This is a genomic window from Mailhella sp. (genome assembly GCF_057866825.1).
Window position 1 is genome coordinate 1 of record NZ_DBMAHT010000012.1, and the last position, 25,424, is coordinate 25,424.

The 25,424-nt window shown below is 61.3% G+C and carries 23 protein-coding genes; 15 read left to right on the forward strand and 8 right to left on the reverse strand.

Annotated features, from left to right (window positions below; translation table 11 throughout):
• Positions 1 to 405: 405 nt before the first annotated feature.
• From ACZM96_RS02640 to ACZM96_RS02650, 3 genes are read right to left on the reverse strand one after another with little or no spacing between them, the layout of a single operon-like run.
• Positions 406 to 834, reverse strand: coding sequence for a hypothetical protein (locus ACZM96_RS02640; RefSeq protein WP_489487160.1), 429 nt, complete (start codon positions 832 to 834; stop codon positions 406 to 408).
• Positions 835 to 875: 41 nt separating this feature from the next.
• Positions 876 to 1,280, reverse strand: a complete 405-nt coding sequence (locus ACZM96_RS02645) for a hypothetical protein (protein WP_489487161.1) — start codon at positions 1,278 to 1,280, stop codon at positions 876 to 878.
• Positions 1,281 to 1,284: 4 nt separating this feature from the next.
• On the reverse strand, positions 1,285 to 1,878 hold the full coding sequence (locus ACZM96_RS02650; protein ID WP_489487163.1) for a hypothetical protein: 594 nt from the start codon (positions 1,876 to 1,878) through the stop codon (positions 1,285 to 1,287).
• A gap of 621 nt (positions 1,879 to 2,499) precedes the next feature.
• Between ACZM96_RS02650 and ruvA the strand changes: the two genes are divergently transcribed.
• From ruvA to ACZM96_RS02670, 4 genes are all read left to right on the forward strand, one after another.
• Complete coding sequence (gene ruvA / locus ACZM96_RS02655) at positions 2,500 to 3,105, forward strand: Holliday junction branch migration protein RuvA (protein ID WP_489487164.1); 606 nt, start codon at positions 2,500 to 2,502, stop codon at positions 3,103 to 3,105.
• Between the two features lie 24 nt (positions 3,106 to 3,129).
• Positions 3,130 to 4,116 carry a Holliday junction branch migration DNA helicase RuvB gene (gene ruvB, locus ACZM96_RS02660; RefSeq protein WP_489487197.1) on the forward strand — a complete coding sequence of 329 codons (987 nt, stop codon included), beginning with the start codon at positions 3,130 to 3,132 and terminating at the stop codon, positions 4,114 to 4,116.
• A gap of 87 nt (positions 4,117 to 4,203) precedes the next feature.
• Positions 4,204 to 4,938, forward strand: a complete 735-nt coding sequence (gene thyX, locus ACZM96_RS02665) for an FAD-dependent thymidylate synthase (protein ID WP_489487165.1) — start codon at positions 4,204 to 4,206, stop codon at positions 4,936 to 4,938.
• A gap of 1,399 nt (positions 4,939 to 6,337) precedes the next feature.
• The gene (locus tag ACZM96_RS02670) at positions 6,338 to 6,757 is read left to right on the forward strand and encodes a Ros/MucR family transcriptional regulator (RefSeq protein WP_294488128.1); all 420 of its coding nucleotides are present in this window, start codon (positions 6,338 to 6,340) and stop codon (positions 6,755 to 6,757) included.
• Between the two features lie 532 nt (positions 6,758 to 7,289).
• On the opposite strand, the gene ACZM96_RS02675 is transcribed toward ACZM96_RS02670, so the two are convergent.
• From ACZM96_RS02675 to ACZM96_RS02685, 3 genes are read right to left on the reverse strand one after another with little or no spacing between them, the layout of a single operon-like run.
• Positions 7,290 to 7,796 carry a hypothetical protein gene (locus ACZM96_RS02675; protein ID WP_489487167.1) on the reverse strand — a complete coding sequence of 169 codons (507 nt, stop codon included), beginning with the start codon at positions 7,794 to 7,796 and terminating at the stop codon, positions 7,290 to 7,292.
• A gap of 51 nt (positions 7,797 to 7,847) precedes the next feature.
• Positions 7,848 to 11,042 carry an Rne/Rng family ribonuclease gene (locus ACZM96_RS02680; protein ID WP_489487168.1) on the reverse strand — a complete coding sequence of 1,065 codons (3,195 nt, stop codon included), beginning with the start codon at positions 11,040 to 11,042 and terminating at the stop codon, positions 7,848 to 7,850.
• A 27-nt stretch (positions 11,043 to 11,069) separates the two neighbouring features.
• On the reverse strand, positions 11,070 to 11,846 hold the full coding sequence (locus ACZM96_RS02685) for a metallophosphoesterase family protein (protein ID WP_489487170.1): 777 nt from the start codon (positions 11,844 to 11,846) through the stop codon (positions 11,070 to 11,072).
• 442 nt (positions 11,847 to 12,288) lie between these two features.
• On the opposite strand from ACZM96_RS02685, the gene ACZM96_RS02690 reads away from it, so the two are divergent.
• The 5 genes from ACZM96_RS02690 (at position 12,289) to ACZM96_RS02710 (ending at position 17,430) form a co-directional block, all read left to right on the forward strand.
• A complete protein-coding gene (locus ACZM96_RS02690) occupies positions 12,289 to 12,888 on the forward strand; it encodes a 5-formyltetrahydrofolate cyclo-ligase (RefSeq protein WP_489487171.1) in 600 nt (199 codons plus the stop codon).
• On the forward strand, positions 12,879 to 13,607 hold the full coding sequence (locus ACZM96_RS02695) for a purine nucleoside phosphorylase YfiH/LACC1 family protein (RefSeq protein WP_489487172.1): 729 nt from the start codon (positions 12,879 to 12,881) through the stop codon (positions 13,605 to 13,607). The genes ACZM96_RS02690 and ACZM96_RS02695 overlap by 10 nt, the downstream gene beginning before the upstream one ends.
• A gap of 426 nt (positions 13,608 to 14,033) precedes the next feature.
• The gene (locus tag ACZM96_RS02700) at positions 14,034 to 15,431 is read left to right on the forward strand and encodes an OmpP1/FadL family transporter (protein ID WP_489487174.1); all 1,398 of its coding nucleotides are present in this window, start codon (positions 14,034 to 14,036) and stop codon (positions 15,429 to 15,431) included.
• A gap of 218 nt (positions 15,432 to 15,649) precedes the next feature.
• Positions 15,650 to 16,372 carry a RibD family protein gene (locus ACZM96_RS02705; protein ID WP_489487175.1) on the forward strand — a complete coding sequence of 241 codons (723 nt, stop codon included), beginning with the start codon at positions 15,650 to 15,652 and terminating at the stop codon, positions 16,370 to 16,372.
• A gap of 131 nt (positions 16,373 to 16,503) precedes the next feature.
• Positions 16,504 to 17,430 carry a LysO family transporter gene (locus tag ACZM96_RS02710; protein WP_489487176.1) on the forward strand — a complete coding sequence of 309 codons (927 nt, stop codon included), beginning with the start codon at positions 16,504 to 16,506 and terminating at the stop codon, positions 17,428 to 17,430.
• A gap of 148 nt (positions 17,431 to 17,578) precedes the next feature.
• Here ACZM96_RS02710 and ACZM96_RS02715 read toward each other — a convergent pair whose 3' ends face one another.
• Both ACZM96_RS02715 and ACZM96_RS02720 read right to left on the reverse strand, forming a co-directional pair.
• Positions 17,579 to 18,376 (reverse strand): sulfite exporter TauE/SafE family protein, encoded by a 798-nt coding sequence (locus tag ACZM96_RS02715; protein ID WP_489487177.1) that lies wholly within the window; start codon positions 18,374 to 18,376, stop codon positions 17,579 to 17,581.
• 300 nt (positions 18,377 to 18,676) lie between these two features.
• A complete protein-coding gene (locus ACZM96_RS02720) occupies positions 18,677 to 20,128 on the reverse strand; it encodes an aminotransferase-like domain-containing protein (protein WP_489487179.1) in 1,452 nt (483 codons plus the stop codon).
• A gap of 196 nt (positions 20,129 to 20,324) precedes the next feature.
• Between ACZM96_RS02720 and pdxS the strand changes: the two genes are divergently transcribed.
• From pdxS to ACZM96_RS02750, 6 genes are all read left to right on the forward strand, one after another.
• Positions 20,325 to 21,206 (forward strand): pyridoxal 5'-phosphate synthase lyase subunit PdxS, encoded by an 882-nt coding sequence (gene pdxS, locus ACZM96_RS02725; RefSeq protein ID WP_489487180.1) that lies wholly within the window; start codon positions 20,325 to 20,327, stop codon positions 21,204 to 21,206.
• A complete protein-coding gene (pdxT, locus tag ACZM96_RS02730; RefSeq protein WP_489487182.1) occupies positions 21,200 to 21,847 on the forward strand; it encodes a pyridoxal 5'-phosphate synthase glutaminase subunit PdxT in 648 nt (215 codons plus the stop codon). The genes pdxS and pdxT overlap by 7 nt, the downstream gene beginning before the upstream one ends.
• Positions 21,848 to 21,966: 119 nt before the next feature.
• Positions 21,967 to 22,581, forward strand: coding sequence for an MBL fold metallo-hydrolase (locus tag ACZM96_RS02735; protein ID WP_489487183.1), 615 nt, complete (start codon positions 21,967 to 21,969; stop codon positions 22,579 to 22,581).
• A gap of 250 nt (positions 22,582 to 22,831) precedes the next feature.
• Complete coding sequence (locus ACZM96_RS02740) at positions 22,832 to 23,404, forward strand: flavodoxin family protein (protein ID WP_489487184.1); 573 nt, start codon at positions 22,832 to 22,834, stop codon at positions 23,402 to 23,404.
• Positions 23,405 to 23,517: 113 nt separating this feature from the next.
• Complete coding sequence (locus ACZM96_RS02745) at positions 23,518 to 24,210, forward strand: ComF family protein (protein WP_489487185.1); 693 nt, start codon at positions 23,518 to 23,520, stop codon at positions 24,208 to 24,210.
• A gap of 57 nt (positions 24,211 to 24,267) precedes the next feature.
• A complete protein-coding gene (locus ACZM96_RS02750) occupies positions 24,268 to 25,359 on the forward strand; it encodes a tRNA dihydrouridine synthase (RefSeq protein WP_489487186.1) in 1,092 nt (363 codons plus the stop codon).
• Positions 25,360 to 25,424: the final 65 nt, after the last annotated feature.

Genomic DNA, 25,424 nt, shown 5'->3' on the forward strand with positions numbered 1-25,424 from the left:
AGCGCTTCATCGCCCATGATACTGCGCACCTTTACGTGGGAAAGTAGGCCGATGCCAAGGTTATCTTTAGAAAGGCTCCTGTTCAGGAGCCTTTCGTCGTTTAAGGGCTGCTTTTCTAGGCAGCCCTTTTTGTGCTTAATTCTCTGAATCTCAAGGGCGTCGTTTTCAGGGAAATTGTTTTTCCTCACCGCCTTTTTTCGAAGTTCTACCGGAGTATTGTTTGAAAGGTGGCCCTATATTTTCTCATGTGGCCGATCTCCACCAGAGGTGCGTTCCTCGGGTATTGTCTTCGAGTACCTGCACGGTGAGGCGTTTTTCAGTAAGGAAGTAAAAGAGCTCGCATCGTCATACGGCAGAGCCTTCGGAGCACAGAAGTGGAAGTGCGTTCATGTTGCGGCAGTTCTTTCATTTTCTAAGTAAGCTGAGCAGCGCTCGTTTTTTTGCAGGCTCCCGGGTTCGCTCAAAGCGTTTCAGAAAAAAGGCCATAGAAGGAGAGCTGAGTGGAGCAGGTCTTGGCGCGTCGGCAAATCGGCTGCACACGTTGTCCATTTCTCTTCGACATTCTTTTGGAATATGATTGAAGTAGAGGGTCTCAAACGTCACTTTGTCCCCTTCATAAAGCTTTGTGACCGCATCATGGAATGTGGCGATTCCTTGGACCTTGCAGGAACGCGTTACCATGTCGCGCACGGTAGGTTCCTGGATGCCGAATTTTTCAGCGGTATGGACAAAGGCAATGATGCCTGCATCACGGCAGGAAATATTTTTTCCGGCAAGGTGCAGAATGGTAGTGAGAAGATACGTGAATTGCTGTGTGCGTTCCGGTGTCAGCATGAGTGTGCTCCTTATTTTTTGTTAAAAGTGAGGATGAAGATTTACCGCATATTCCCTTCGGACAGACTTTGCAGGAGCCGTCGCAGGAATGTAAGATCCTCCACTTCAATGATGAGAGGACGCGCTTCCGGTTTGAAACTGTTCAATAGTCTGTTGGTCGTAACCGGCATTTTTCCTATAAAGATGAAATCAACGGCCAGATCATGGCCATACGGCTGTGAGGGGCGAAGGCGGCGTGCCCCTGTTATCTGCAGAAGAGACGGTGCGTATTCCTGAGGCATCTTGCGGCCCGGGCGATAAATGCCGGCGGCATAAACCGTGCTTTTATGCAGCAGCGTCTGCATATTGGGGACGATATTGCCTTCATAGCGGGAGCTGAAGGTTGCCGTTCCGTTTTTTTCCCATATCTGCGGATAATTTTCGTCGAGGGTAGTGAGAATGAACATGGTGTTACTGGTGGCTCGGCAGATTTTTAACGGATTGCTGTTTTTCTATGAATGTTTGAAGGGCAAGGTCGAATTCGTAGAGCTGTTCTATATGTCCGAGAAACTCGTTGCATTCGGCGAATTTTGGATCTTCCATGAGAACAAGATTTTTTCTTGCCGCCGTATATTCCGGCTGTTCATAGATTTCCAGCATCTTTTCGCGCATTTCCATGAGCTTCCGGGCGCTTTTCAGGCGCAGGACCGTCAGTTCCTGCAGCATATTTTTCATATGGCGACAATAATCTTTCAGCGCTGCGTGTAGCACCTGATTTCTCGTGCAGCCGAAGCGTTCCGCAAGGTCCTCAAAGACCTGTTCGGACTTCCTGCTGATGCCGTAGCTTTTTCTCGAACAGGGTTTATCAGGAGGGAGAATGACAGGTGTCTCGTTCGGATTGAAATGATCGTCGGCATGGTGTGCGATTTCGTCGAGAACGCTTCGTATGCTTATCGACAGATACTGAGACAGACGTTCAAGCATTTCATAGTCGGATGAGGGAAGGGAGAAGGTTGTTTTGGTGCGATTGTCGGGTACTGACTGGCCTTGGAAACTCATGGACATAAGATGCTCCTCGTTTGAGAGATTTGCCATAACTCTATCATAAAAGAAGAGACTTGTTTCATGAGAGAACGTAAAGAAGCATGGATTCACCTGGAAGACTATTGAATTCTTTTTCGAAAAAATTTTTTATGTGTCGATTTTAGCTGCTCGTACGATACATTCGTACCTCGATGCCCTCACTTGTTATTTATTTCTTGTATACTGTAATATTTTGTTTTTTTGTGAGAGTACGCATCAAGCAGGACTTTTGGGCGGAGTGTATCTTCCAAGAGAAGAGTTTCAGACAGACGAGGATGTTGTTGAAGGAGACAAAATATCAGGAAACTTCCGCAGGGCGTTTTCCGTTCCTTTTCTTTCATTTTGTATCAGGCCCGAAGGAGAAAACGGAGGCCAAAAGGTGTACCTTGCGTTTTCGCCTATAATAACGTATTCTATCCATTTGTATAAAAATTAGATATTTCGCGCTGTTACTAGGTGAAGTCAGAAAAGTCCAGTGGACCTGCAGAGCCATGAACGGCAGACCCGCGGGAAGAGCGTGATCCATCCGCCTGTGCGGTCAGGGTTGCCTTTGAGCGTAGCGGCGGCATAAATCACGGTTCTGGAAAGGCAACGGGAGGTTGTATGCTTGCTTATCTGGAAGGGCGGGTGCTGGAGCGCACCGAGAACGGCTGCGTGCTGGTAACGGCCGGCGGCATCGGCTACGAGATTTTCCTGCCGGAACATGCGCTGGCTCAGCTTCCTGCTCAGGGCGGCTCCGCGGCCTTTTATACGAGCTTCATCGTGCGCGAGGATGCGCAGGAGCTGTTCGGCTTTCCTTCCTGGGACGAGCGGCAGACCTTCAATCTCTTGACCGGCATCAATCGCGTGGGAGCGCGCACGGCTCTCGCCATACTTTCGCGCTATCGCCCCGACGATCTGCGCCGTATCGTGGCCGACGATGACGCCGCTGCCCTGACGCAGGTTTCGGGCATAGGCAAGAAAACGGCGCAGCAGATTTTTCTGGAATTGAAATATAAGCTGAAGGGCGAGGCTCCCGTTTCCCTGTCCGCCGCCGCGGCGGGGCGGCCTTCCGTGTATCGCGACGCGCTTACGGGCCTGGCCAATCTGGGATATGACGAAGACACGGCCGGGCAGGTGCTCAGAAAGGTGCTGGAGAGCGATCCGGAGCTTGACGTGGGCGAAGCGCTGCGCGCCGCCTTGAAGGCGCTGGCCAGAGGAAAGAAGTAAATGGCAGAATTCGTACCCAAGAGCATGGCGCAGGACAGCGCCGATGAAAATATCCGTCCGCAGCGGCTGGAAGACTTCATAGGTCAGGAAGAGCTGCGCGCCAATCTCCGCGTGTATCTGAACGCGGCGAAGGAACGCGGTCAGTCCATGGATCACGTGCTGTTCTACGGCAATCCGGGACTCGGCAAAACCACGCTTGCCCGCATCATGGCGGCGGAACTCGGCGTGAATCTTGTGGCCACGTCCGGCCCGGTGCTGGAGCGCAGCGGCGATCTGGCCGCCATTCTGACCAATCTTTCCCGGCACGACATCCTGTTTGTGGATGAAATCCACCGCATGCCCATCAGCGTGGAAGAAGTGCTGTACCCGGCCATGGAAGATTTCACGCTGGATCTCATCATCGGGCAGGGGCCTGCGGCGCGCACGGTGAAGCTCGACATCGAACCCTTTACGCTGGTGGGAGCCACGACCAGACTCGGTCTGCTCTCTTCGCCGCTCCGGGATCGCTTCGGCATCATCAGCCGTCTGGAATTTTATTCGCCGGAAGAACTTGCCCGCGTGGTGCAGCGTTCGGCGCGCATTCTCGGGGTGCAGGTGACCGAGGAGGGGGCGCTGGAAATCGGACGCCGTTCCCGCGGCACGCCGCGCATTGCCAACCGGCTGCTGCGCCGGGTGCGGGATTTTGCCGCCGTGTACGGAAACGGCGTGGTGGACGGCGAACAGGCCCGGGCCGCGCTGGTGCGCCTCGACGTGGACGAGGCCGGACTCGATGAAATGGATCGCAAAATTCTTACCGTGCTCATCGATCACTTCAACGGCGGGCCCGTGGGCGTGAAGACGCTGGCCGTGGCCTGTTCCGAGGAAATCCGCACCATCGAGGACATCTATGAGCCCTATCTCATTCAGTGCGGCTTTTTGAACCGCACGCCTCGCGGTCGCGTGGCCACGCCCAAGGCCTATCGTCATCTTCATCGTCTGTACGGGGGCACCGCGCAGGGAAGCCTTCTGTAGGCGCTCTGTCGCTTCCATCCGAACATTTTGCGTTTTGCGCGCAGCAGCGCGTTCCGTCCGTCGCGTCCGACGGGCGAGGAGGAAAACATGTCCGAAGTCAAAGCCCGCGTCGAGCTTCTGGCGCATACGCCCGAGCCGCTTTCCCTCATCTATGCCGCCTTCCGTCAGTGCTATCACGCCGGCGACGTGGCGGACATGTGGCCGCGTCTGCTGGCCGGGGACATATCGCGCGAAAAGCAGGCCGCCTTTGTGGAAAACATCATGGCGTCCGGCCATGCCAGCCCCATTGAGCACGTGAGCTTTACGTTTGCGCTTTCCGGCGTGTCGCGCGCGCTGACGCATCAGCTCGTGCGGCATCGCATTGCGAGCTATTCACAGCAGAGTCAGCGTTATGTGGACGCTTCCGACATGAATTACGTCATGCCGCCCGCCATTGCCGCCAATCCGAAGGCGCGGGAGCGTTTTTTGCGCTTCATGGACGAGGTGGGCAGTGCCTACCGCGATCTGAAGGCCATGCTTGAAGAGAACGGCCGCGGTTCCTCTTCCTGCGAGGACGCACGCTTCGTGCTGCCGCAGGCGGCCGCCTCCAGCATCGTGGTGACCATGAACTGCCGAACGCTGCTCAATTTTTTTGAACATCGCTGCTGCACCCGCGCCCAGTGGGAGATTCGGGGCGTGGCGCGAACCATGCTGAGCCTCTGCCGCGAGGTGCTGCCGGAAGTGTTCCGCCACGCGGGCGCGCGATGCGAAAGGCTCGGCTACTGCCCGGAAGGGGAAAAGTTCACCTGCGGGCGCTATCCCTTGCCGGAACGCCGTTCGTAGCAATTTGAGGGGGATTTTTCCCCCTCTTTTTTAGCGTTGTGGTGTTCGGAGCATCGCCTGCCCGGCCTCTGCGGCTGCTCTCGGGGCGTCTCGCGCGTTTTTGACGCGTGAATCGGAGCAGGGGCGGTAAGCCTGGAAGCGCCGCTCTGCGCGCTGTCTCTGCACGGAGGGCCCCGGCGCGAACGCCTTGCGACTGACGGCAGGCGGCGGAAGAGCCGAGGGGTGAGGCGAATCCGCGGCCGACAATGCACAACGCTGTTGCTTTTTCCTGTTTATTGCCGGCGAAATGTGCCGTGGCGCGAGTGACGCATGACTCCGGGAAAGAAGCGCGTCGTGTACTCGGCAGCGTGGAAACGGGCGTCTGCGTGAGAAAAGTCGGTCACGACGCGTGTGTTCGACGGCGACAAAAGCTCAGGCCGTGAAGGCGGGGAGGACGAGCGTCTGACGGCTTGCCGGAGGCGTCGCGCGTGATGTTTGTCCTTCGCAGACCGGGAGCCTTGTTCCACCGGGAGCAGTGCGCCGGAGAGGCCGTGTCGGCGTATGGAATGACGGTATCGTTTGCGGCGGCCTGCTCGCTACGGAGCCCTCCCCCCGGCGGCAGAGCGCCTTGCTCCGTTTTGCGGAAAGAAGGGGCAGGAAAATATGTTCGCGAGGGCTTTCGGTAAGAGAGCGCTTCGGAGCCATGTGCGGAGCGCGGGGCCGGCTTTGCGCGGGAAAAAATCGTTGAAAAAATCAGGCGCAAATTTTTTTGGGGGCTGCCCCAACGCATAAAAACACGTGCAAGGCTGTTCTGCGGCGGTTTCAGCCGCGTTTTTCAATTTTGTGTATAATGTGTCGCGCTGTGGAAAGAACGCACGGCAGACGCCGTGCAGGACATAAGTTTACCCTTTCTCACATAAGTTCACCGTATCGCTTTCGACAAGGACGGAAGACTCGGCCGACGCCGATGGTGCGCGCATTCATAAGCGCCTGTTTCCGGCAACGCAACAGGAGCGTTCGTTCTGTACGGCCTGCGCTTCAACGGAGCCCAGTTCTGGAATATAGTCGCCATGTTCTGCACAAGTACGAGCTCTTGCAGAGTGGAATTCATTTTAGAACGAAGGCGGCGAACGGGAAAGCAACGGGCGTTTTGGTCTTGATCGTTTCATTGCATGAAGGCCTCGTTGCGGCGGACGTCCTTTTCTCTGAATTCTTCATGTCGGCATCGTTTTTCTCATTTTTTTTCTGGAACAGTTTTGTGAAATCTGTGCCTGTGAGACCTCGCATTCCATTGCGAGACTAGGCAAAGCGGAATCATGGCTCTGTTATTTTGAAAGCCTGACTTTTTTCTTTGCTTCATTTGACAGAAGGAGAGATTGCGTTTACATATGAAATATTATTTTCTTATAAGGAGGCCCCGATGGAAGATTATCTCAAGCATGCTATAGAACTGGTCAAGGCACAGGCGTCCGTCCGTGTCATGTCCGAAGATGAAATGGCGGAAATGATTTCTTCGCTGGCGAGCAAGCTCAAGAAGCTCGACTGCTGTGAAGAGACTGAGGAAGCCTGCCCTGCTGCGGAAGCTCCCGCCATTGATCCCAAGCGCTCCATCAAGGAAAAGAGCATTGTCTGCCTTGAGTGTGGCAAGACCTTCAAGGTCATTACCAAGAAGCATCTTATTCTCCACGGTCTTGACGCCGCTTCCTATCGCGCGAAATGGGGCTTCAAGAAGGGAACGCCTCTCACCTGCAAGGAACTGCAGCGTGCCCGCCGTCAGAAGATGAAGGATATGAAGCTCTGGGAAAAGCGCGCCATGGCTAGAGAAGCGGCGGCGAAGTAGGGCAACGTCCCCATGCATTTCTTTCATCATTCCTTTCACGGGAAGGCCGACTTCGGAAGGAGCCGGCCTTCCTTGGGGAATCGTGCGGAAGCGGAAACAGGCTCGGCGCGTCGGCCTTCGGCATGACGACGCAACGGTGCAGTCCGCTTTTGCATTCCGGCGTTTCAGGACGCCGCAAATTCAGTCGCAGGATCGAAAGATCGGCGGCTTTTTTTGTCTCTGCGGCTGTCGCAGGGGGCGGCGGAATTCAGTGTCGGTAAAGCGCGTGGCAAGACTGTGCGTGAGGAAAATGCAGCATTGCGCGTGAGGGCGGCGGAACTGCGTCTGTGAACGGCAGACGCGCAGCAACGGCCCGCTTCTGCGAGGGCGCGTTGCCTGTGCGTGTCTGTCTGTCGCCTGACGGACGGCATGTGCCGGGCGGGCGTCTTTTGTGCGGTGCGGTAAGTGCAGAATGTGGTTTCAGAGAGCGCGGCGCCGGGCGTTTCTGCCCCGGACGCGCCGGTCTCTGCGTCTTTCTGGAATCCGGGCGCGGCTATGCGCCCGCGATGAGATCGGCGGCCTTGTCGAGAAGGAAGGAGAGCGCTGCGGCCAGGGCGTTCAGCACGTCCTTTGCCGCTTCCTGAAGCACGGGCAGACCGGCCTTTGCGCCTTTTTCGGCAGCTCCGGCCAGCGATTTGGCTATGTCCGCCGAGCGCTCCGCCAGCGTTTTTCTGGGGAAGAGATCGGGCGCGATGGCGTGTCCGGCCTTGTTCACGGCGTCGGTGGCCTTGTCGCCGAGCGCCTGTCCTATGGTTTCCAGCTTGTCGAGGAATTTGTCGAGTTCCTCCCGCGTGAGACCGCCGTTGCGGTTGCGGGTGATGACGGGCTGAATGTCCTTTTCAAAGATGACGGCGGGAAGTTTGTCCTTCAGATTCTGAAGTGCGGATTCGTCCACCTTGCGGAACGCGGAGGCGGGCACGGGAACTTCCGTCTGCTGCTTCTGATAGAGGTAGAGCGCGCAGACGGCGATGACGATGACGATGAGTATGTTTTTCAGCATGCGCATCCTGAAAAAAGGCCCCGACCTCGAAAGGAGGCGGGGCCTTTGCTGTTACTTCAGCCGGATTTCTATGTGTACCCCGTATTTTTCCTCAAGTGCCGCTATGCGGTCGCGCTTGCGGTTGAGCAGGTACAGGGCGAGTTCCGTATCGCTTTCGTAAATGAAGGTGGAAGGTTCGGAAGACTTGTCGTTCTTCTTGTTCTTGCCGCTGTCGAGGCTGCGGCACAGCTTGCTCTGCAGATCGCGCAGGGCCTGGAGCGACTGCCATTCCATGTTGCGGCGCACGCCCGTGCCGTGGCAGTAGGGGCAGGGCTCGCAGGAAATGGAAATGGCCGAGGTGCCGGTGCGCTGACGCACGAGTTCCAGGAGACCGAAGGAGCTCATGTGGCCCACGTCGTGACGGGCGCGGTCCTTGCGCATGGCATTTCTCAGGGTGCGTTCCACTTCGCGGCAGTGGTTCTTGTCGCGCATTTCGATGAAGTCGATGACCACCTGACCGCCGATGTCGCGCAGACGCAGATGCCGGGCGATGGCTTCGGCGGCTTCCATGTTGGTGCGGAACACCATGGCCTCGAAGTTGGTCTTGCCCTGCGTTTTGCCGGAGTTGATGTCGATGGCCATGAGGGCCTCGGTCTGATCGAACACAAGGCGTCCGCCGGAAGGCAGCACCACTTCGCGGCTGGTCACGGTTTCGAGCTGCTTGAGCAGATTGAAGCGTTCCCACAGGCTCTGACGCTGATCCTTGTGCAGCTTCACGATGTCTCCGGCGCGATCCGGGAAGATGAGTCCGGCGATTTCTTCCACGCGGGCCTTGGTGGCTTCGTCGTCCGTCCAGATTTCCACGATGTCGTCGGAGAGGTAGTCGCGCACGGAGCGGGTGGCGAGGTCGGCTTCCTGATAGATGAGGCAGGGCGACTTTTCCGTGGGAGCCTTTTTCTGGATGTCCTTCCAGAGCTTCTTGAGGTACTGCAGATCCTGCTGAATGCTGGCCTTGCTCGCGCCCTCGCTCGCAGTGCGGATGATGACGCCCATGTTTTCGCCGGGCTGAATGCCGTTCAGCAGATCCTTGAGACGCGCGCGCTCTTCGGGATCCTCCACCTTGCGGGAAACGCCGATCTGTTCCTGACCGGGAGTGAGCACGAGGAAGCGTCCGGCAATGGAGATCCAGGTGGTGAGGAACGCGCCCTTGGAGCCGGAAGGTTCCTTGACCACCTGCACGAGCACTTCCTGACCGACCTTCAGCACCTTCTGAATGGGCGGATACTTGGGGCCGTGGGAGGCGTCGTGCGGCACGAGATAGTATTCCGGATGCACTTCGTCGATCTGGAGGAAGCCGTTCTTGCCGTTGCCGAAGTTGACGAAGGCGGCCTGCAGATTGGTGTCGATGTTGTTGATGACGCCCTTGTAGATGTTGCCGCGGATTTTCACCTGATGGGCCATTTCCACGAAGTATTCGGTGACCTGACCGTCTTCGGTGATGACGACTTCCACCTGTTCGTCGGGCACGACGCTCACGTAGAGCACGCGGCGCGGATGCGCGGTCTCTTCGGTTTCGGTCTTTTCGGCCTTTTTCTCGCTCTTGGCGGCGGGAGCGGGGAGATCCTTCTGATTTTTCTTGTTCTTGCGGTTCTGGCGACCTTCCTTCTGCGGGGAGGCGGGAGGCATGTCGATGCGGTTGCCGTTGACGGCGGCATCGAGCGCGGCCAGATCCTCTTCTGCCATGTCGCTGGAGGAGAGGGGCAGGGCCACGGGCTGACCGGGCAGCGCGGGCTGCGGACCGTCGTCCTCGGGAATGAATTCTTCCTCGCGGTTGCCGAGGGCCACGCCGAGCACGCTGTCGTTCAGCATGGCGGCGTTGAAGTCGAAGTCGTCCGGAATGACGGGAACGTTCTGCTGGTTGCGGCGATTGTTGCGGTTCTTGCGGTTCTTGCGGTTGCCGAAGGGATTGTCGGAGGTCATGGCCTGCGGCTGCTCGTAGAAGCCCTGCTGATAGGAGCCGGGCAGATAGGGTGAACCGTTGAAGGCCGGCTGCGCGTCGCGATTCTTGCGGTTGCGGCGCGAACGGGAATAGGGGCGTCCGTCTTCGGAGAATTCCCCGGGATAGGGCAGAATGTTGGTCACGATGTCGTCGTCGAACCATTCGGGCTGAGACTGCCCGGCTGCGGCGGGTTCGTCGGCGCGGTTGCCGATGTTGTCGTCGTCGGTGCTTTCGGGTTCGGCGTTCCGGCGGGGCTTGTCGGTGCGGTTGCGGCGCTGACGGCGGGTGTGTTCAGCCCGTTCGGCCTTCTCTTCGACTTCGGTGGCCGCGGTTTCGGCGTCGGCGTTTTCGGGCGTCATGGAGAAGGGGGGCAGCATGTCGTCGAGCACGAGCGCGGAGCCCAAATGAATGATCTGGTCGTCTTCGGCGGGCGTCTCGGCCTTCTTTTCCGCCTCGGCGCTGCGGGCGCTTCTGCGGGGAGAGCGGCGGGTACGGCGCTTCTTTTCGGCGGGCTCTTCGGAGGCGGACGCCTTGGCGTCGGCCTTTTCGGGTGCGCCTTCGGCAGACTTTTCGGAGAGAGCGGAGGCAGCGTTGTCTTCCGCGGCGTTTTCCCGGGCCGGAGCGTCGGCGCTTTCCGCATCCTGAGCCTGGGCGGCCGGAGCGGCCGTGAGCGGAGCTTCAACAGACGGAGCTTCGACAGCCGTCTTTTCCGAGACCGGAGCGTCGGAAGCCTTGGCTTCGGGCTGCGCTTCGGCGGGAACTTCCGCCTCCGTAGCCTTGGCCGATTCGGCGGTCGCGGCGCGTTTTTTTCTGGTGCGGCGCTTTTTTTCCGGAGCGGCGGGCGCGTCGCTTTCGGGCGTCACGGAGAAGGGGGGCAGCATGTCGTCGAGCACGAGCGCGGAGCCGAGATGAATGATCTGCTCATCTTCGGCGGGCGTCTCGGCCTTCTTTTCCGCCTCGGCGCTGCGGGCTGCGGCGCTCTTGCGTGTGCGGCTCTTGCGGGCAGCGGGCCTGGCTTCGCTTGTTTCCTCGCTCTGCGCCTCGGATGCGGCGGCCTTCTTCGTCGTGCGGCGACGGGGCTTTTTCTCTTCCGTGGCGTCGTCCGCAGCAGTTTCTTCCGCAGCGGTGCTCTTGCGGGTGCGGCGGACGGTCTTTTTTTCTCCGGCGGCCGGCTTTTCTTCGGAAGCGGCGGCCTTTCTGGTGCGGCGGTTTTTTGTGGTTTTGATTTCTTCGTTATTCTCTTCGGGAAGAACGGGGTTCTGACTCATGTGATCCTCAAAAAATGTGATACGGCGTCAGCTCTCCAGTCTGCGGAGTGCGACCCTTACGCCCGGGCGTGCAAGCGTAAGCAAGGCGTAGCCCCCGGCGGAAAATGGGCCGGGATTGGCGACAATGGTGCGTCCGACGCGCTGTATTCCTGCTGATTCGTGGATATGCCCGCACAGGCAGGCGGCGGGCTGATATTCCTCTATGAAATCCCGTATGGCGGTGGAGCCGACGTGACGGCCGCCGTCGATACGGTCACAGACCGTGTTGTACGGAGGATTGTGGGCCACGAGCACCAGCTCTCTGTAGCTGACGGCGCGGCGGGCCAGATCCTCCAGCCATTCCGAAAAACGTGCCTCTGGAAATTCCGACGGCGTTCCAAAGGGGCTGAACGTGGAGCCGCCCACGCCGAGGAGGGCGACGTCCGGGCTCAGTTCCCGCACGTTGCGGTGCAGGTTGATGCCCTTGGCCTCAAGCCAGTCATTCACCTCGGCGCGATCCATGTTGCCTATCTGGGCAAGAATGACGGGATGCACGGCCTGAAAGGCCTCGATCACCGTGCGGGCGGCGGCAACGCCTCCCAGCGTGGTCAGATCGCCGGTGAGAATGACTCCGGCCGCTTGTTCCAGTTCGGGGATTTCCCTGACACGGCGGATGCAACCGTGGATGTCGCCGAGCACGATCCAGAGCTGTCCGGTATCGGGCTGATCTCCGGCGTTCGCGGAGTCGGCAAAACGCGTGGAGCGCGCCGACGGAGAGCAGCAGCTCGGAATGTACGGAGCTGATTCCGGAACGGGGCTTGGCATGTAGGGAAGGTCCTTTTCCGCTGGAGCGGACGAAAATACCCGCAGAACGTTTCTGCTGGACGCAATATAGACTATTTTTTTTCGTTTGACAAAGGGGGAGGAGAGGGCAAATGCATGAAAATGCGCGGCGCGCGGCGTTTTTTCGCCATTTACTCTGGCAGGTTATTAATGTTGTATTTTCTTCGGAACGGGCGGATTAAAAAAGCGGAAGGCGTATTTTCGGGAACAGAATCCGCATGGAATCTGCAATTTCTTTTTCCCGCGGACGTTTTTTCGGAAACGTTTTCATAGTGAGAGCGTCCGCGGCATGACTGGCGCGGGAGAGAAAACGTTCAGCGCCTGCCGAAACGCCCGGCGTTGCGCCCGGAACTTGCCGTCGCTTTCAGTCGGAGCGGCGCTTCCCGGTCGGAGAGCGTGAGGCCGGAAACTTTTGGAGAAGAGCATGGATGTCGAACACATGAACAAGGATGAGCTGCGCCGGGCAATACGGCGTCGGCGCGCCGAGCTTTCCTGCGGAGAGGAGGGCGCCGCGCGCTCAAGGCGCATGCAGGAGCGGCTGCTTGCCGACGATCTCTGGCGGCGGTGCCGCCGTGTGGCGCTGTTTGTTTCGGTCAAGGGCGAACCCGACACGTCGCTGCTTCTCGACGAGGCGTGGAGAAGCGGCAGAACCGTGTTTCTTCCGCGCTGCCGGAAGGGCGAGAAGGGCGTCATGGACATGATTGCCTGCGCCGGAGAGGAGGAGCTTGAAACGTCCGGCTTCGGCATTCCCGAGCCGAAAATGACGGAGCGCTCCCGCCTGCTTTCCGCCGCGGATCTGGCGGACGGGCCGCAGACGTTGATCGTGGTGCCGGGCCTGGCCTTCGACAGACAGGGATTCCGCCTGGGCTACGGCGGCGGCTATTACGACAGGCTGCTTGCCGGGGCGCGCTGCGCCAGCGTGGGGCTGGCCTTCCACGAACTTCTCTTGAACCGTCTTCCCCACGATGAGTGGGACAGGCCCGCGCGGGCCGTGTGTACCGAGGAGGAACTGCTTTGTCTCTGACCATGCTTCCCTTTCAGTTTCCGGGCGTGCCGGGCGTGGGCTGCGCATTCAGCACACGCGGCTTCGGCACGGTGTCTCTTTCCAGCGGCGATGCGTCGTCCGCTTCGCGCCGTGCGTCGATTCCCGCGCTTCTCGGCGTGGAGGCTTTTGCGGAGGTGCATCAGGTTCACGGCGTGCGCACCGTGTTCGAGCCGCAGGCGCAGAATCCCCATGCCGTGCCCTGCGAGCAGGCCGACGGCATGGCCACGTCCCGCCCGGGCCTCGCGCTCATGATAAAAACGGCGGACTGTCAGCCCATCCTTGTGGCGCACGAGTCCGGCCGCTTCGTCATGGCCGTGCACGCGGGCTGGCGGGGCAACAGACAGGATTATCCGCGCCTTGCGGTGGAACAGTTCTGTGAGCGCTACGGCCTTGATCCTGCCGAGCTGTGGGCCGTGCGCGGGCCGAGTCTCGGACCGGCGGCCTCGGAGTTCGTGAATTTTGCGCAGGAATGGGGGCCGGAGTTTCTGCCCTGGTACGACGAAGCAAGGCGCACCGTGGATTTGTGGATGCTGGCGCGGCATCAGCTGGAAACGGCGGGACTTCGCCCCGGCCGCATTCTCGGCATGGACCTGTGCACCTTCGACAATGCGGAACTGTTCTTTTCCTACAGACGCTTCAGACGCTTCGGCGTCGAGGACGGCAGACAGGGCAGCTTCATCTGGATACGCGCCGAATGACGAGAATGCGCGCTGAATAACGCGTCGTTTTTGCTCCGTTTTCGCCCGGATGTTAAATTTTTTTGCTGCGATTTCGGCGCGGCGATGAGATTTTCGGCCGAAACGGCAAAAATGCGAGCCCGGCGACGTTTGACATGCGGCGTCCGAAATGTCTTGCCGCACAAAATATTTCAGCCGCGCTGCTGTTTTACGGTCTGCATGTGTGGTGAAATGACGGACAAAGTATCAAAAATATGATGGAAATTCTTCAAATCTACCGTTAAATAGAGGTTTATTTTTTTTACAAAGCACGATACCCATAAGCCGACGCAGTATTTCCGTTGCCGGAGAGAGGCCGGCTTCGGGGGACGTTTTGTCGTCTTTCGAGCGGGAATGGGCGTCCCATTCCGGCGCAGCCGGAAAATCCATCTCCTTGCTGAGGATTTCATGAACGTATCTCTCAATGTGATGCGCGGGGTCTTTTGTGCCGTGCGCAGTCAGGCCAGAGTTGCCGCCGCAGTCCTGCTTTCGTTCGGACTGGTGGCGGGTTCCGTGTCCGGCGCTCATGCCGAAGGTTTCGCCATTACCGAATGGAGCGCGCGAGGCATGGGCCTCGGCGGCGGCGCTGCCGGCGGCATGGTGGCCCGTGCCGACGATCCTTCGGCCGTGGCCTACAACCCCGCGGGCATTACGCAGATTCCCGGCACCGCCATGCAGCTCGGCATGGCCGTTTCCGCGCTGAACTTCGACATCTCCCGCAAGCACACCGGCGAAACGGTGTCCACCTCCAATCAGGTGTGGCCCATTCCGCATTTCTATGTGACCCATCAGCTGAACGACAATTGGTGGTTCGGCCTCGGCGCCTTCACCCGCTACGGCCTGGGTTCGCAGTTCCCGGACAACTGGACGAAGTATTCCGGAGAGCCCGGCCTGAGGGGCGCGCTCCTTTCCAGCGGCATCAAGTCCGTCACGCTGCTTTCGAGCACCATCAATCCCAATATTGCTTACAAGATCAACGACATGTTCTCCGTGAGCGCGGGCGTGAGCTACACCTGGGGCTATCTCAGCCTGAACGAGCAGTACAACACGACGCCGCTGTTCTCCGGTCTTTATGGCGTGGGCTCTGCCCAGGCCGACACGCGCATCCATGCCGAAAGAGGCTATGCCTTCGGCTACAACTTCGGCCTGCACGCCCGTTTCAACGATCAGTGGAGCGCTGGCCTGACCTATCGCGCCAGAGAAGACATGACCTTCAAGGGCCAGACCCGCTTCCGTTTTTCCGGCGACAGAACGGGCATCGCCGCGCTCAAGCAGTACATGGAAACCTGCAATGCCGACGGCAAGCTCACCATTCCCGACGTCATCACCCTGGGCGTGATGTACAAGCCTCTGCCCAACCTGAGCTTTGAAGGCGACGTGGCCTACACCGTGTGGAGCCGCTACCGCAACCTCACCATCAACATGCACAGCAACCGCACGCCGCAGTTCTTTGAGCAGAAGAACTGGCGCGACACCTGGGCCTTCACCTTCGGCGTGGAATACGCGCCCATCGACTGGCTGACGCTGCGCGCTGGCTTCACCTACGAAACCTCGCCCCTTCAGGACGATGCCTGCTACGACTATCTTGTGCCCTCCAACGGCCGCAACTACTACACCCTCGGCGCGGGCTTCAAGTATGAAAACTGGACCCTCGATCTCGCCTACATGTACATCGACGTGCGCGACATCAACTACAGCGACAGACTGGGGTCTCAGGGCGGCATTCCCATGGTTTCCACCTACGAAGGCAAAGCGCACAACAGCTACGCCCACAACTTCGGCGTGACGCTGGGCTACCGCTTCTAGTCTTCGCGACAGGACGCTTTTCAGGCTCCCTTCCCCGGAAGGGGGCCTTTTTTATGCGTTATCGCCCTCTGGCCTTTTTGCGTCGTTCAGGTAGAATGGCCCGGCGTCGGCGGCTTTTGCCGCCTCCGCCTTCTGCACCATGGCCGCACTCGGAACTTTTCCATGGTCAACCTTTTCCCCCGGAGTCGAGCATCCGGGAGTTTCCATGGAGGAATCCGATGAAGGAACGTTCAACGATTCAGAACAGGCCCTTTGTCGTCTGTCACATGTCCATGTCGCTGGACGGCAAGGTGACGGGCGATTTTCTGCGCCTTCCGCGCTGCCGGGCCGCTGCTCAGGCCTACTACCGCATTCACCGCGACTACGGGGCCAGCGCCTTTGCCTGCGGCCGCGTGACCATGGAGGAGAGCTTCACGGGCGGAGTTAGGCCCGATCTTTCCCGTTTCGACGGTTCCGTCGTGCTTCCCATGGATCATGTGGCCGACGAGAACGCGTCTTTTTTTGCCGTGGCCTTCGACAGGCACGGAAGTCTCGGCTGGAAGGGCTCCTGCATCGAGGACGAGGATCCGGGCTACGACGGGGCGCACATCGTGGAAGTGTTGTGCGAGAGCGTGCCGCAGGCCTGTCTTGCCTACCTGCAGGAAAAGGGCGTGTCCTACATTTTTGCGGGCAAGGACGACATCGACATTGCGCTGGCGCTGCACAAGCTGAAGAGTATTTTCGGCATTCGGCGGCTGCTGCTCGAAGGCGGCAGTCTGCTGAACGGCGCATTTCTCCGCGCCGACGTCGTTGACGAGCTGAGTCTGGTCATGATGCCGGTCACGGCGTCGGCCGGGGACAAAAGTCTCTTCGACTCCGGCGTGACCTCGGAATTCCGCCTTGAAGACGCGCAGACGCTGGAAGAGGGAGAGGTCTGGCTGCGCTATCGGCGGACGCGCTGACGCTGCGCTCGGGTCGTCGGCATTTTTTGGCCGACGGCGTTTTCGGCTGCTGCGGGCGCGTGCTTTGTTGCGCCCGGGCATCTTGCGGCATGGCCGCTTCAAGTTGACAATCAAGGTTCCGGGGAGAAGGAATGCTTCTGGAAATGGGTCTTATTGCGGGGGGCATTCCCGCAGGGTGGGCGCTGCGCCGTCACGCCGCCGTGGTGCGCGTGGTGAACGCGGCCCTCGGCTGGACCGTGCGCGTCATGCTGTTTCTGCTCGGTCTTTCCATAGGTCTCGACGACGCGCTGCTCGGGCAGCTTCGGAGTCTCGGCCTGTATGCAGTGCTCATCAGTTCCTTTTCCGTGACGGGCTGCTTTGCGGCGGCGCGTTTTCTCGGCAGGCACGTGTTTGCGGAATACGCCCCCGGCGAATCGGGAGGCGCGGCGTCGGAAAGGGGCGGGAGCGCAGGTTCCTTCGTGGCGCTGGGCTTTTTTCTCGCCGGAGCGCTTGTCGGCTGGCTGCGCGTTCTGCCGCAGGGCCCGGCCGCAGGCGAGGCCGCGGTGTGGGTGCTGTACCTGCTTCTTGTGCTCGCGGGCATGACCGTGGGCTTTGATCTGAAGGCGCTCGGCATCATCCGCGAGCTTCGCTACCGCATCCTGCTCATTCCGCTGGGCGTGGTGGTCGGCACCTTGTGCGGCAGCGCTCTGGCCTGGCTTGTGCTGACCCGTTTTTCCGCGCTGTCTCTGCCCGAAGCGCTGGCCGTGGGCGCAGGCTTCGGCTACTACAGCCTGGCAACGGTCATCATCACGCGTCTGGGCGATCCGGCGCTCGGCTCCGTGGCGCTTTTGTCCAACATGATACACGAGGCGCTGGCCCTGCTGCTGCCGCCGCTTCTTGTGCGGCTGACCGGTCGTCTCGGGCCGGTGCTGGCGGGCGGCGCGGCGGCCATGGATACCTGTCTGCCGGTCATTGCGCAGGTGAGCGGCGAACGCTGCGCCGTGCTCGCGGTGTTTTCCGGCATGTGCCTCACGCTGTTTGTGCCGATCATTGTTCCGCTGCTCATGGCGCTGCGCTGAGGCTGATGGCGTCGGCATCGGCCTCAGGGAGCGTCGCTTTCTGCGGGGCCGCGTTTTCTGCGAATCGGCCGCCTTTCATGAGAAAACAGGACGAAAAAAAAGGTCGTGCGTTTGAGCGCACGACCTTTTTTTTCATCTTGTCGGAAGATTACAGAACGTCGATGAGCATCTTGGTGGCTATCACGTACAGGAAGAAGGCAAAGAACTTCTTGAGCTTGGGCACGGGCAGCTTGTGCGCAATGCTCGCGCCGATGGGGGCCGTGAGCATGCTGATGGCCACAATGCCCACCAGCGCCGGGAGATAAAGATAACCGAAGGCGTAGGGAGGAAGTTCGGGATTGTTCCAGCCGTTGGTCACGAAGCCGAGGCAGCCGGCGAAGGCGATGGGAAAGCCCATGGCCGCCGAGGTGCCCACGGCGCGGCGCATGTCCATGTTGTGCCACACGAGGAAGGGCACGGAAAGCGTGCCGCCGCCGATGCCCACGAGGCTGGAGACCGCGCCGATGATTGCGCCCGCGCCCGTCATGCCGGCGAATCCGGGCAGGGTGCGGCTGGCGCTGGGCTTTTTGTTGAGCAGCATGTTGGTGGCCACGTAGTAGAGGAACACCACGAAGAACATCTGCAGATAGCGCGCCGGAATGCGGGCCGCCACAAAGGATCCGCAGTAGGTGCCCACCAGAATGCCGAGGGCCACGCAGCGGAACACGTGCCAGTCCACGCCGCCGTGCCGGTGATGCGCCATGGCGCTGGACACGGACGTGAACATGATGGCGCCGAACGAGGTGCCGATGGCCATGTGCATGGCGACTTCCGGCGAAATGTTCAGCCACTGAAAGGAAAAGACGAGCATGGGCACGACCACGGCCCCGCCGCCGATGCCGAGCAGACCGGCCAGCAGGCCGGCAATGGCGCCGAGGACGCAGTAAAGGAGTATTGCGGTTATCATATCTCTCTCCTGATGATAAGGACGAGTTATCATAACGGCTCGCGGCGTGACGTCAATGTGTTTTCCCTGCCGCTCTCCTGCTGGGAGAGGGAAGCCTGTGAGCGCACTCATAGCCTGGGGTCGCTGAGCCGCCTGCCTGCTGGGAGGGGCTGCGGTGTTGCGCGGATGATGGACTGGCGCTTCGGAATTCGAGGCGTTTTGCCGCCGTTCGGCTTTCTCGCGATCCGGCGCGGAGCGCCCTATCTTCGACAGCATTCGGCCGCCCGATTTTTCCCCGGAAGGTACGGGCGCAGCCCTTGGTCAGGATTCGAGAATTTCGGCGACGATGCCGAGGGCCCGGGCCAGATCCTTGCGCCGCAGAACGCCGCCGAGCGCCAGGCGCACGCCGTTTTCCCGGGGTGCGTGGCCCATGAGAAAATGCTCGCCTTCGGCCACGAGCACGCCTTTTTCGAGCGCGGCCTTGGCAAAGGCTCTGCCCGTCCAGGAATCGGGAAGCTCAAGCCAGCAGAAAAAGCCTGTGGCGCGGGACACGAGCGGATACCCGTCCAGAATCTCGCGGGCCGCGGCGTTGCGCGCGGCGGCTTCTTCGCGTTTGGCGGCAAGGGTTCTGTCGGCCGTGCCGTCGGTGATCCACTGGGCGGCGAGCTCGGCCATGAGCGGAGGCACCATGGAGATGGTGTAGGAGAGTGTGCGTTCGAGTTCGTCGAGGGTGTGCTGCGGCGGGCACAGATAGGCCACGCGCAGCCCGCCGCCCAGAATCTCGCTGGTGGCCGCAATGAAGCAGGTTCTTTCCGGGGCCAGCGCGGCAAAAGGGAGCGCGGGCGTCGGCGGATTCAGGGCCAGGGCGTACACGTCGTCCTCAATGATGAACACGTCGTGCCTGCGGCAGACTTCCACAATGTCCCTGCGGCGGGATTCGGGCATGCGCGTGAGCGTGGGATTGCGGCAGGACGGCATGAGATACACGGCCTTCACGCCCCCGGAACGGCAGGCGCTCTCCAGCGCGTCCGGCAGCATGCCGCACGCGTCGGTGCGCACGGGCGCAAGCGGCAGACGCAGACGCCAGGAGAGTTCGCGCAGCAGCGGATAGCTCAGGTTTTCCACGGCTATCCTGTCGCCGGGCGTACACAGGGTGGCGAGTATGGTCATGAGCGCGTGCTGGGAGCCTGCGCACACCAAAAGATCGCGGCCCGAGGCTGGCACGCCGTAGCGCCGCGCCCAGAGCGCGCCTGCCTCGCGGTGTCGATCCATGCCCGCCGGGCGATGGTAGCTCTGAAGCTCCGCAAGCTCTCTGTCGCTCAGGCGGCGCAGAAGGTTGCCGAGCGCTTTGTGCAGCGAAGGATTCAGCGACTCGAACGGCGCAATGAAGCCGAGATTCCAGCGCGGCTCTGCGCTGGAATCTCCGTCGGGCGGCGCGGCGGCCTCGGCGTCCGGCCACTGCGTGGACGGCGGCAGCGGCGCGGGAGGCGGCATGACGTCCACATCCGAGCTTGTGGAGCTCACAAACGTTCCCCGCCCCGTCACGCCGGCCACGAGTCCCCGGCGTGCCGCTTCGGCATAGCCGTGGGTGGCGGTTCCCGTGGTGACTTTAAGCTCTGCGGCAAGGGCCCGCTGCGTGGGCAGCGCGTCGCCGGGCTTGAACAGCCCCTCGCGTATGGCTTCTTCCAGCGCCGCAGCCACGCGCTGATAGCGGCAGGGCGCGTCGGCTTCGTCGTAGAGCGTGCGCAGTCTGCGCATTTTTTCTTCCAGCATCCTGTTCTCCCGGTGGCGCCGGACGGCGTGACGGCGCTGAAATATCGCAATGTTTTTTGTATGTGTGACAATATTAATTGTCACCGTATTGCCGCATTTTCTGGAAAACGGCAAGTCGGAAGCGTAGTACCGGATCTGCCGGAAGGCGGAAAGGCGCAGCTTTTTCCGTGCTGGCGTTTATTCAAGGAGAATCATCATGGAAAAGAATACGTTCCGACTCAAGAGCGGTCTTGCGGAAATGCTGAAGGGCGGCGTGATCATGGACGTCACCACGCCGGAACAGGCGGTGATCGCCCAGGAGGCGGGAGCCTGCGCCGTCATGGCGCTGGAAAAGGTGCCGGCCGACATCCGCAGGGCGGGCGGCGTGGCGCGCATGGCCGATCCGGCCGTGGTGAAGAGCATCATGGCCGCGGTGAGCATTCCCGTCATGGCCAAGGTCCGCATCGGACACATCGCCGAAGCGCGCATTCTGGAGCAGCTCGGCGTGGACTACATCGACGAGAGCGAAGTGCTCACGCCGGCGGACGAGAATTTTCATCTGAACAAGCGCGAATTCAAGACGCCCTTCGTGTGCGGCGCGCGCAATCTGGGCGAAGCGCTGCGGCGCATTGCCGAGGGCGCGGCCATGATACGCACCAAGGGCGAGCCCGGCACCGGCAACGTGGTGGAAGCCGTGCGGCACATGCGCATGGTCACGAGCGAGCTGAGACGTCTGCTTTCGCTGCCGGAAGAGGAAGTGCCGGGCTTTGCCAAGGAAATCGGCGCGCCGCTGGAACTGCTTCAAATAGTGCGCGAGAAGGGCGCTCTGCCCGTGGTGAACTTTGCGGCGGGCGGCATATCCACGCCTGCCGACGCCGCGCTCATGATGCAGCTCGGCTGTGACGGAATTTTCGTGGGCTCGGGCATTTTCAAGTCGTCGAATCCGGCGCGCTTTGCCAAGGCCATTGTGACCGCCACCACCAACTACAATGATCCGGCCGTGCTTGCGGAAGTGTCGGAAGGGCTCGGCGAGGCCATGCCCGGCCTTGAAATTTCGACCATCGCCCCGGAACAGCGCATGCAGGAGCGGGGATGGTAGGCGAACTTCACATCGGCGTGCTGGCGCTCCAGGGCGCGTTTCGGGAACACTGCGCGGCGCTGGAGCGCTGTGGGGCGAGGGTGACGCAGGTGCGTCGGCCGCTCTCTTCGTCGCCGCTCGCGGGGCTTGAGCAGTTCGACGGACTGGTGCTGCCCGGCGGCGAGAGCACGACCATGGGCAGGCTGCTTGTGGATGAAGGATTGCTGGAACCCCTGCGGACCTGCGGACTTCGGGGCTTGCCCGTGTACGGAAGCTGCGCGGGGCTCATTCTGCTGAGCCGCGAGGTGGAAGGGCCGGACGGCGTGCTTCTGGATCAGCCTCGGCTCGGCCTGCTGGACGCCCGGGTGCGGCGCAACGCCTTCGGTCGTCAGACCGACAGCTTTGAAACCGTGCTGAACGTGCGCGGCGTGGCCGACGATGAGGAGGCGGTGTTCATACGCGCGCCTGTCATCGTGTCCTGCGGGCCGCAGGTGGAGGTGCTCGCCCGGGTGGAAGGGCCGCTCGGCATGAGCCCTGCGGCGGTGCGGCAGGAGAATGTACTCGCCACGTCGTTTCATCCTGAGCTCACGAGCGACCTTCGCTTTCATGCGTACTTTCTGAGCCTGTGCCGCGCATGGCGGGAGTCCGGCGGAGCCGTGTGACGACGTTCTCTGTTGCGGAAGGGCCCCGGGAAATCCGGGGTCTTTTCGTTTGCGAAAGAGGGGCAAAGGGCATACAAGAGAAGGAGGCTTGAAACGGCAAAACATTTCAGGAGTTTCCCATGCCCGTGATAACCCTTCCCTTCGGACCTCTGGAAGCGAACTGCTACATCGTGCACAACGGCAAGGACGCCGTGGTGTTCGATCCTTCCATTGAGACCGATCTTGTGCTGAAGAGCATTTCCGACAACGGCCTCACGCTGCGCGCCGTGGCGCTCACGCATCTGCACTGCGACCACTGCATCGGCTGCGCGGACATGACCCGCGCCACGGGCATGCTGCCGCTGGTCGGCGCGGAAGACTGGGCCGAGCGTTCCCTGCTGCTGTGCAAGGGCATGTGCTTCGGCATGAATCTGAAGCCCTTCGAGGCCGAGGTGCTCGCTCCCGGCGAGGTGACGTGGGGCAGTCTTTCGTGCCGCGTCATGCACACGCCCGGTCATTCTGCGGGCAGTCTCTGCTACTATTTCCCCGATCTCGGCCTCGTGCTCACGGGCGATCTTCTGTTCTTCCGTTCCGTGGGCCGCACCGATCTGCCCGGCGGCAACGGCGACGACCTGGTGAAGTCCCTGCGTGAGATCATCTACAAGCTGCCCGGCAACGTGATGGTCTATCCCGGTCACGGCCCGGAAACCAGTGTGGGCTACGAAGCCGCGCACAACTGCTACTGCACGCTCTGAGGCTTCGCCCGCGGCGTCCGGTGCTGCTCCGAAAGCCCCGCGTTTCGGCCGGAGCAGGGGGCGGCGCGATGCGCTGCGCCGGGCTCAAGGCGCATGTTGACGCGCCGCGTTCCGCTCTGGCGGAATGGCGTTGCGATTCCGGCCGGTAGCGGCGCATTCAGAGGAAGGCCCGCCTTTGGGCGAGAAGTCGCCGTTTTTGCAACGTGCGGCGGGCCTCGGCAAAGAGCAGGAAAACGGAAGGGGAAAAGGTATGATCGAGCCGGTGTTTCTGGCTTCGTGCAGTCCTCGCCGGGGCGGCAACAGCGACGCCGCCGCGCTTCTGGTGCGGCAGGCTCTCGGCGCGCCGTGCAGGGAGTTTCGCATTGCGGACGCGGGCGTTCGGCCCTGCGTTTCCTGCGGATTCTGCGACGCGCATCCCGGCTGCTGCGCGCTCGACGCGCCGGGTGACGGCGCAAAGGCGCTTTTTGACGCCGTGTGCCGCGCGCCTTTGAGCGTGCTGGTTTCGCCCGTGTATTTTTATCATCTTCCGGCGCAGGCCAAGGCGTGGATCGACCGCGCGCAGCGCTTCTGGAAGTGTACGGACAAGCCCGGCGGCGGACGCCCGGTCACGGCCGTGCTCATCGGGGCGCGGCCTCGCGGCGACAAGCTCTTCGAGGGCGCGGAGCGCACGCTGCGCTACATGGCCCTCGCGCTCGGGCTGGAATGGGTGGAGCCGCTTCGTCTCTACGGTCTCGACGGGCCGGAGGATCTGGCGGGCCATGCGGAGGCTTCGGCGCGCGTGGTCGAATTTGCCGCAAGTCTTTCCCGTTTTGTGCTGCCGTAAGGGGCGCGAACTTTTTTCATGCGGCCGAACGGGCGCTGCGAGCTCTGGGGCTTTTGGAGCGGCGCTGCGCGGCCTGCCGCGAGCCCTTTGAACCTCCTTCGGCTCCGGCGCCCGTGCCTGAGGTGGAAGAGGTTCTGGCGCAGCTTTTCTGCCCCGACTGCCGGAAAAGACTGCGCCCGCGCACCACGGGATTCTGCCCGTACTGCGGCGAGCCCTCTCTTCTGGAAGACGCGCCCTGCATGCCCTGCGATCACTGTCTGCGGGCGTTGCCGCCGTGGCGGGAATTTCTTTTCTTCGGCGTGTACGACGATCTTTTGCGCGATCTGGTGCTGCGGGCGAAGTTCGGCGGCTCGCTGGCCGTGCTCGACGCGCTCGGCCGGGTGTTTGCGGCGGTATGCGCAAATCACTATGTGGTGACGAGCAGGCCGGACGTCATTGTGCCCATGCCGCTGGATCGGGCCAGACTGCGCAGCCGGGGCTTCAATCAGTGCCGGGAAATGGTCAGGCGCGCGTCTGCGGCTCTCGGCGTGCCGGTGCGCGTCGATCTGCTCGTGAAAACGATTTCCCTCACGCCGCAGTCGCTGCTGAACAGGGAACAGCGCAGTCTCATGAAGCAGCCTTTTGAAGCCTCGGACGAGGTGAAGGGGCTGCACGTGCTGCTTGTGGACGACATCTGCACCACGGGAGCCACGATGGAACGGGCCGCGGAACGGCTTCTGGAAGCGGGAGCGAGGCGCGTGGACGCGGCCGTGTTGGCGCGCGCCTCCCGCCATGCGCAAAGCGTTGCCGGGCCCGCCTTGCCATGAGGGCCTTCGCCTGCTATGCATAACGCCGGAAAACGCCGCTTGTTTTAAGGATACCGCATGTCAGAACTTCCCATTCGCCCCGACGCCCCGTGGCTGGCTCCGCTGGCCGGCTGGTCCGATCTGCCCTTCCGGCTGCTCTGCCGGGAAATGGGCGCCGCCGTGTGCTGCACGGAAATGGTGAGCGCCAAGGGGCTGGTCTATGGAGGGCGCAATACCGAAGAGCTGCTTGCCACCACGCCCGAAGGGGGCGATGCGCTGGAAGACGGCAGCACGGCGTGCGATCATCCGCTGGTGGTGCAGATTTTCGGCGCGGAAGCCTCGTTCATGGAGCAGGCCGTGCGCATTCTGCGCGAGCGGGGATTTTCGTGGTTCGACGTGAACATGGGCTGTTCCGTGCCCAAGGTGACCAAGACCGGCGCGGGCGCGGCCATGCTGCGCGACGTGCCGAATGCTCTTTGCGTGGCCGAGGCCGTGGTGCGGGCCGCCGGAGCGGGCCGCGTCGGATTCAAGATCCGCCTCGGCTGGGATGCCGAACATGAAGTCTATCTGGATCTGGCCCGTCGTCTTGCCGATCTCGGCGCAGGCTGGATCACGCTGCATCCCCGCCACGCGACGCAGGGATTTTCCGGCTCTCCCCGGCATGAGGCCGTGGCCGAGCTGGCCGAGGCGCTGCCTGTTCCCGTGATTGCCAGCGGCGATCTTTTCACCGCGGCGGACGGCATACGCGTGCTGCGGGAAACCGGCGCGTCGTCGGTCATGTACGCAAGAGGCGCGCTCAAGAATCCGGCCGTGTTCGCCGAACACGCCGCCATGATACGCGCCGGAGCCATGGAAGGGGAACTGCCTCCTTCTTCCGGCATCGTCTGCGAAAGCTCCCGGAAGCTCGACGCGCAGCACGCCTGCGACGTGCTCGACGATCTGCCCGCGGACCGCGCCTCCCTGGCCCGCGTGATACGCCGTCACGCGGCGCTGGCCCGTCGCTACGCGCCGCAGCATGCGCTTTTGAAAATGCGCACCTTCGTGCCGCGCTACGTCAAGAATCTGGACGGCGCGCGGGCGCTGCGGCAGGAAATCGTGACCTGCCGCGACTGGGATGCGCTGAACGACATTCTGGAACGGCATCTGGGCGTTGTTTGCGCCGATTGCTGAAGGCGGTCGTGTGCCGCACAGGCGCGTTTCGCGACGCGCTCCGTTGTCCGGCCCGGCCGGAATAA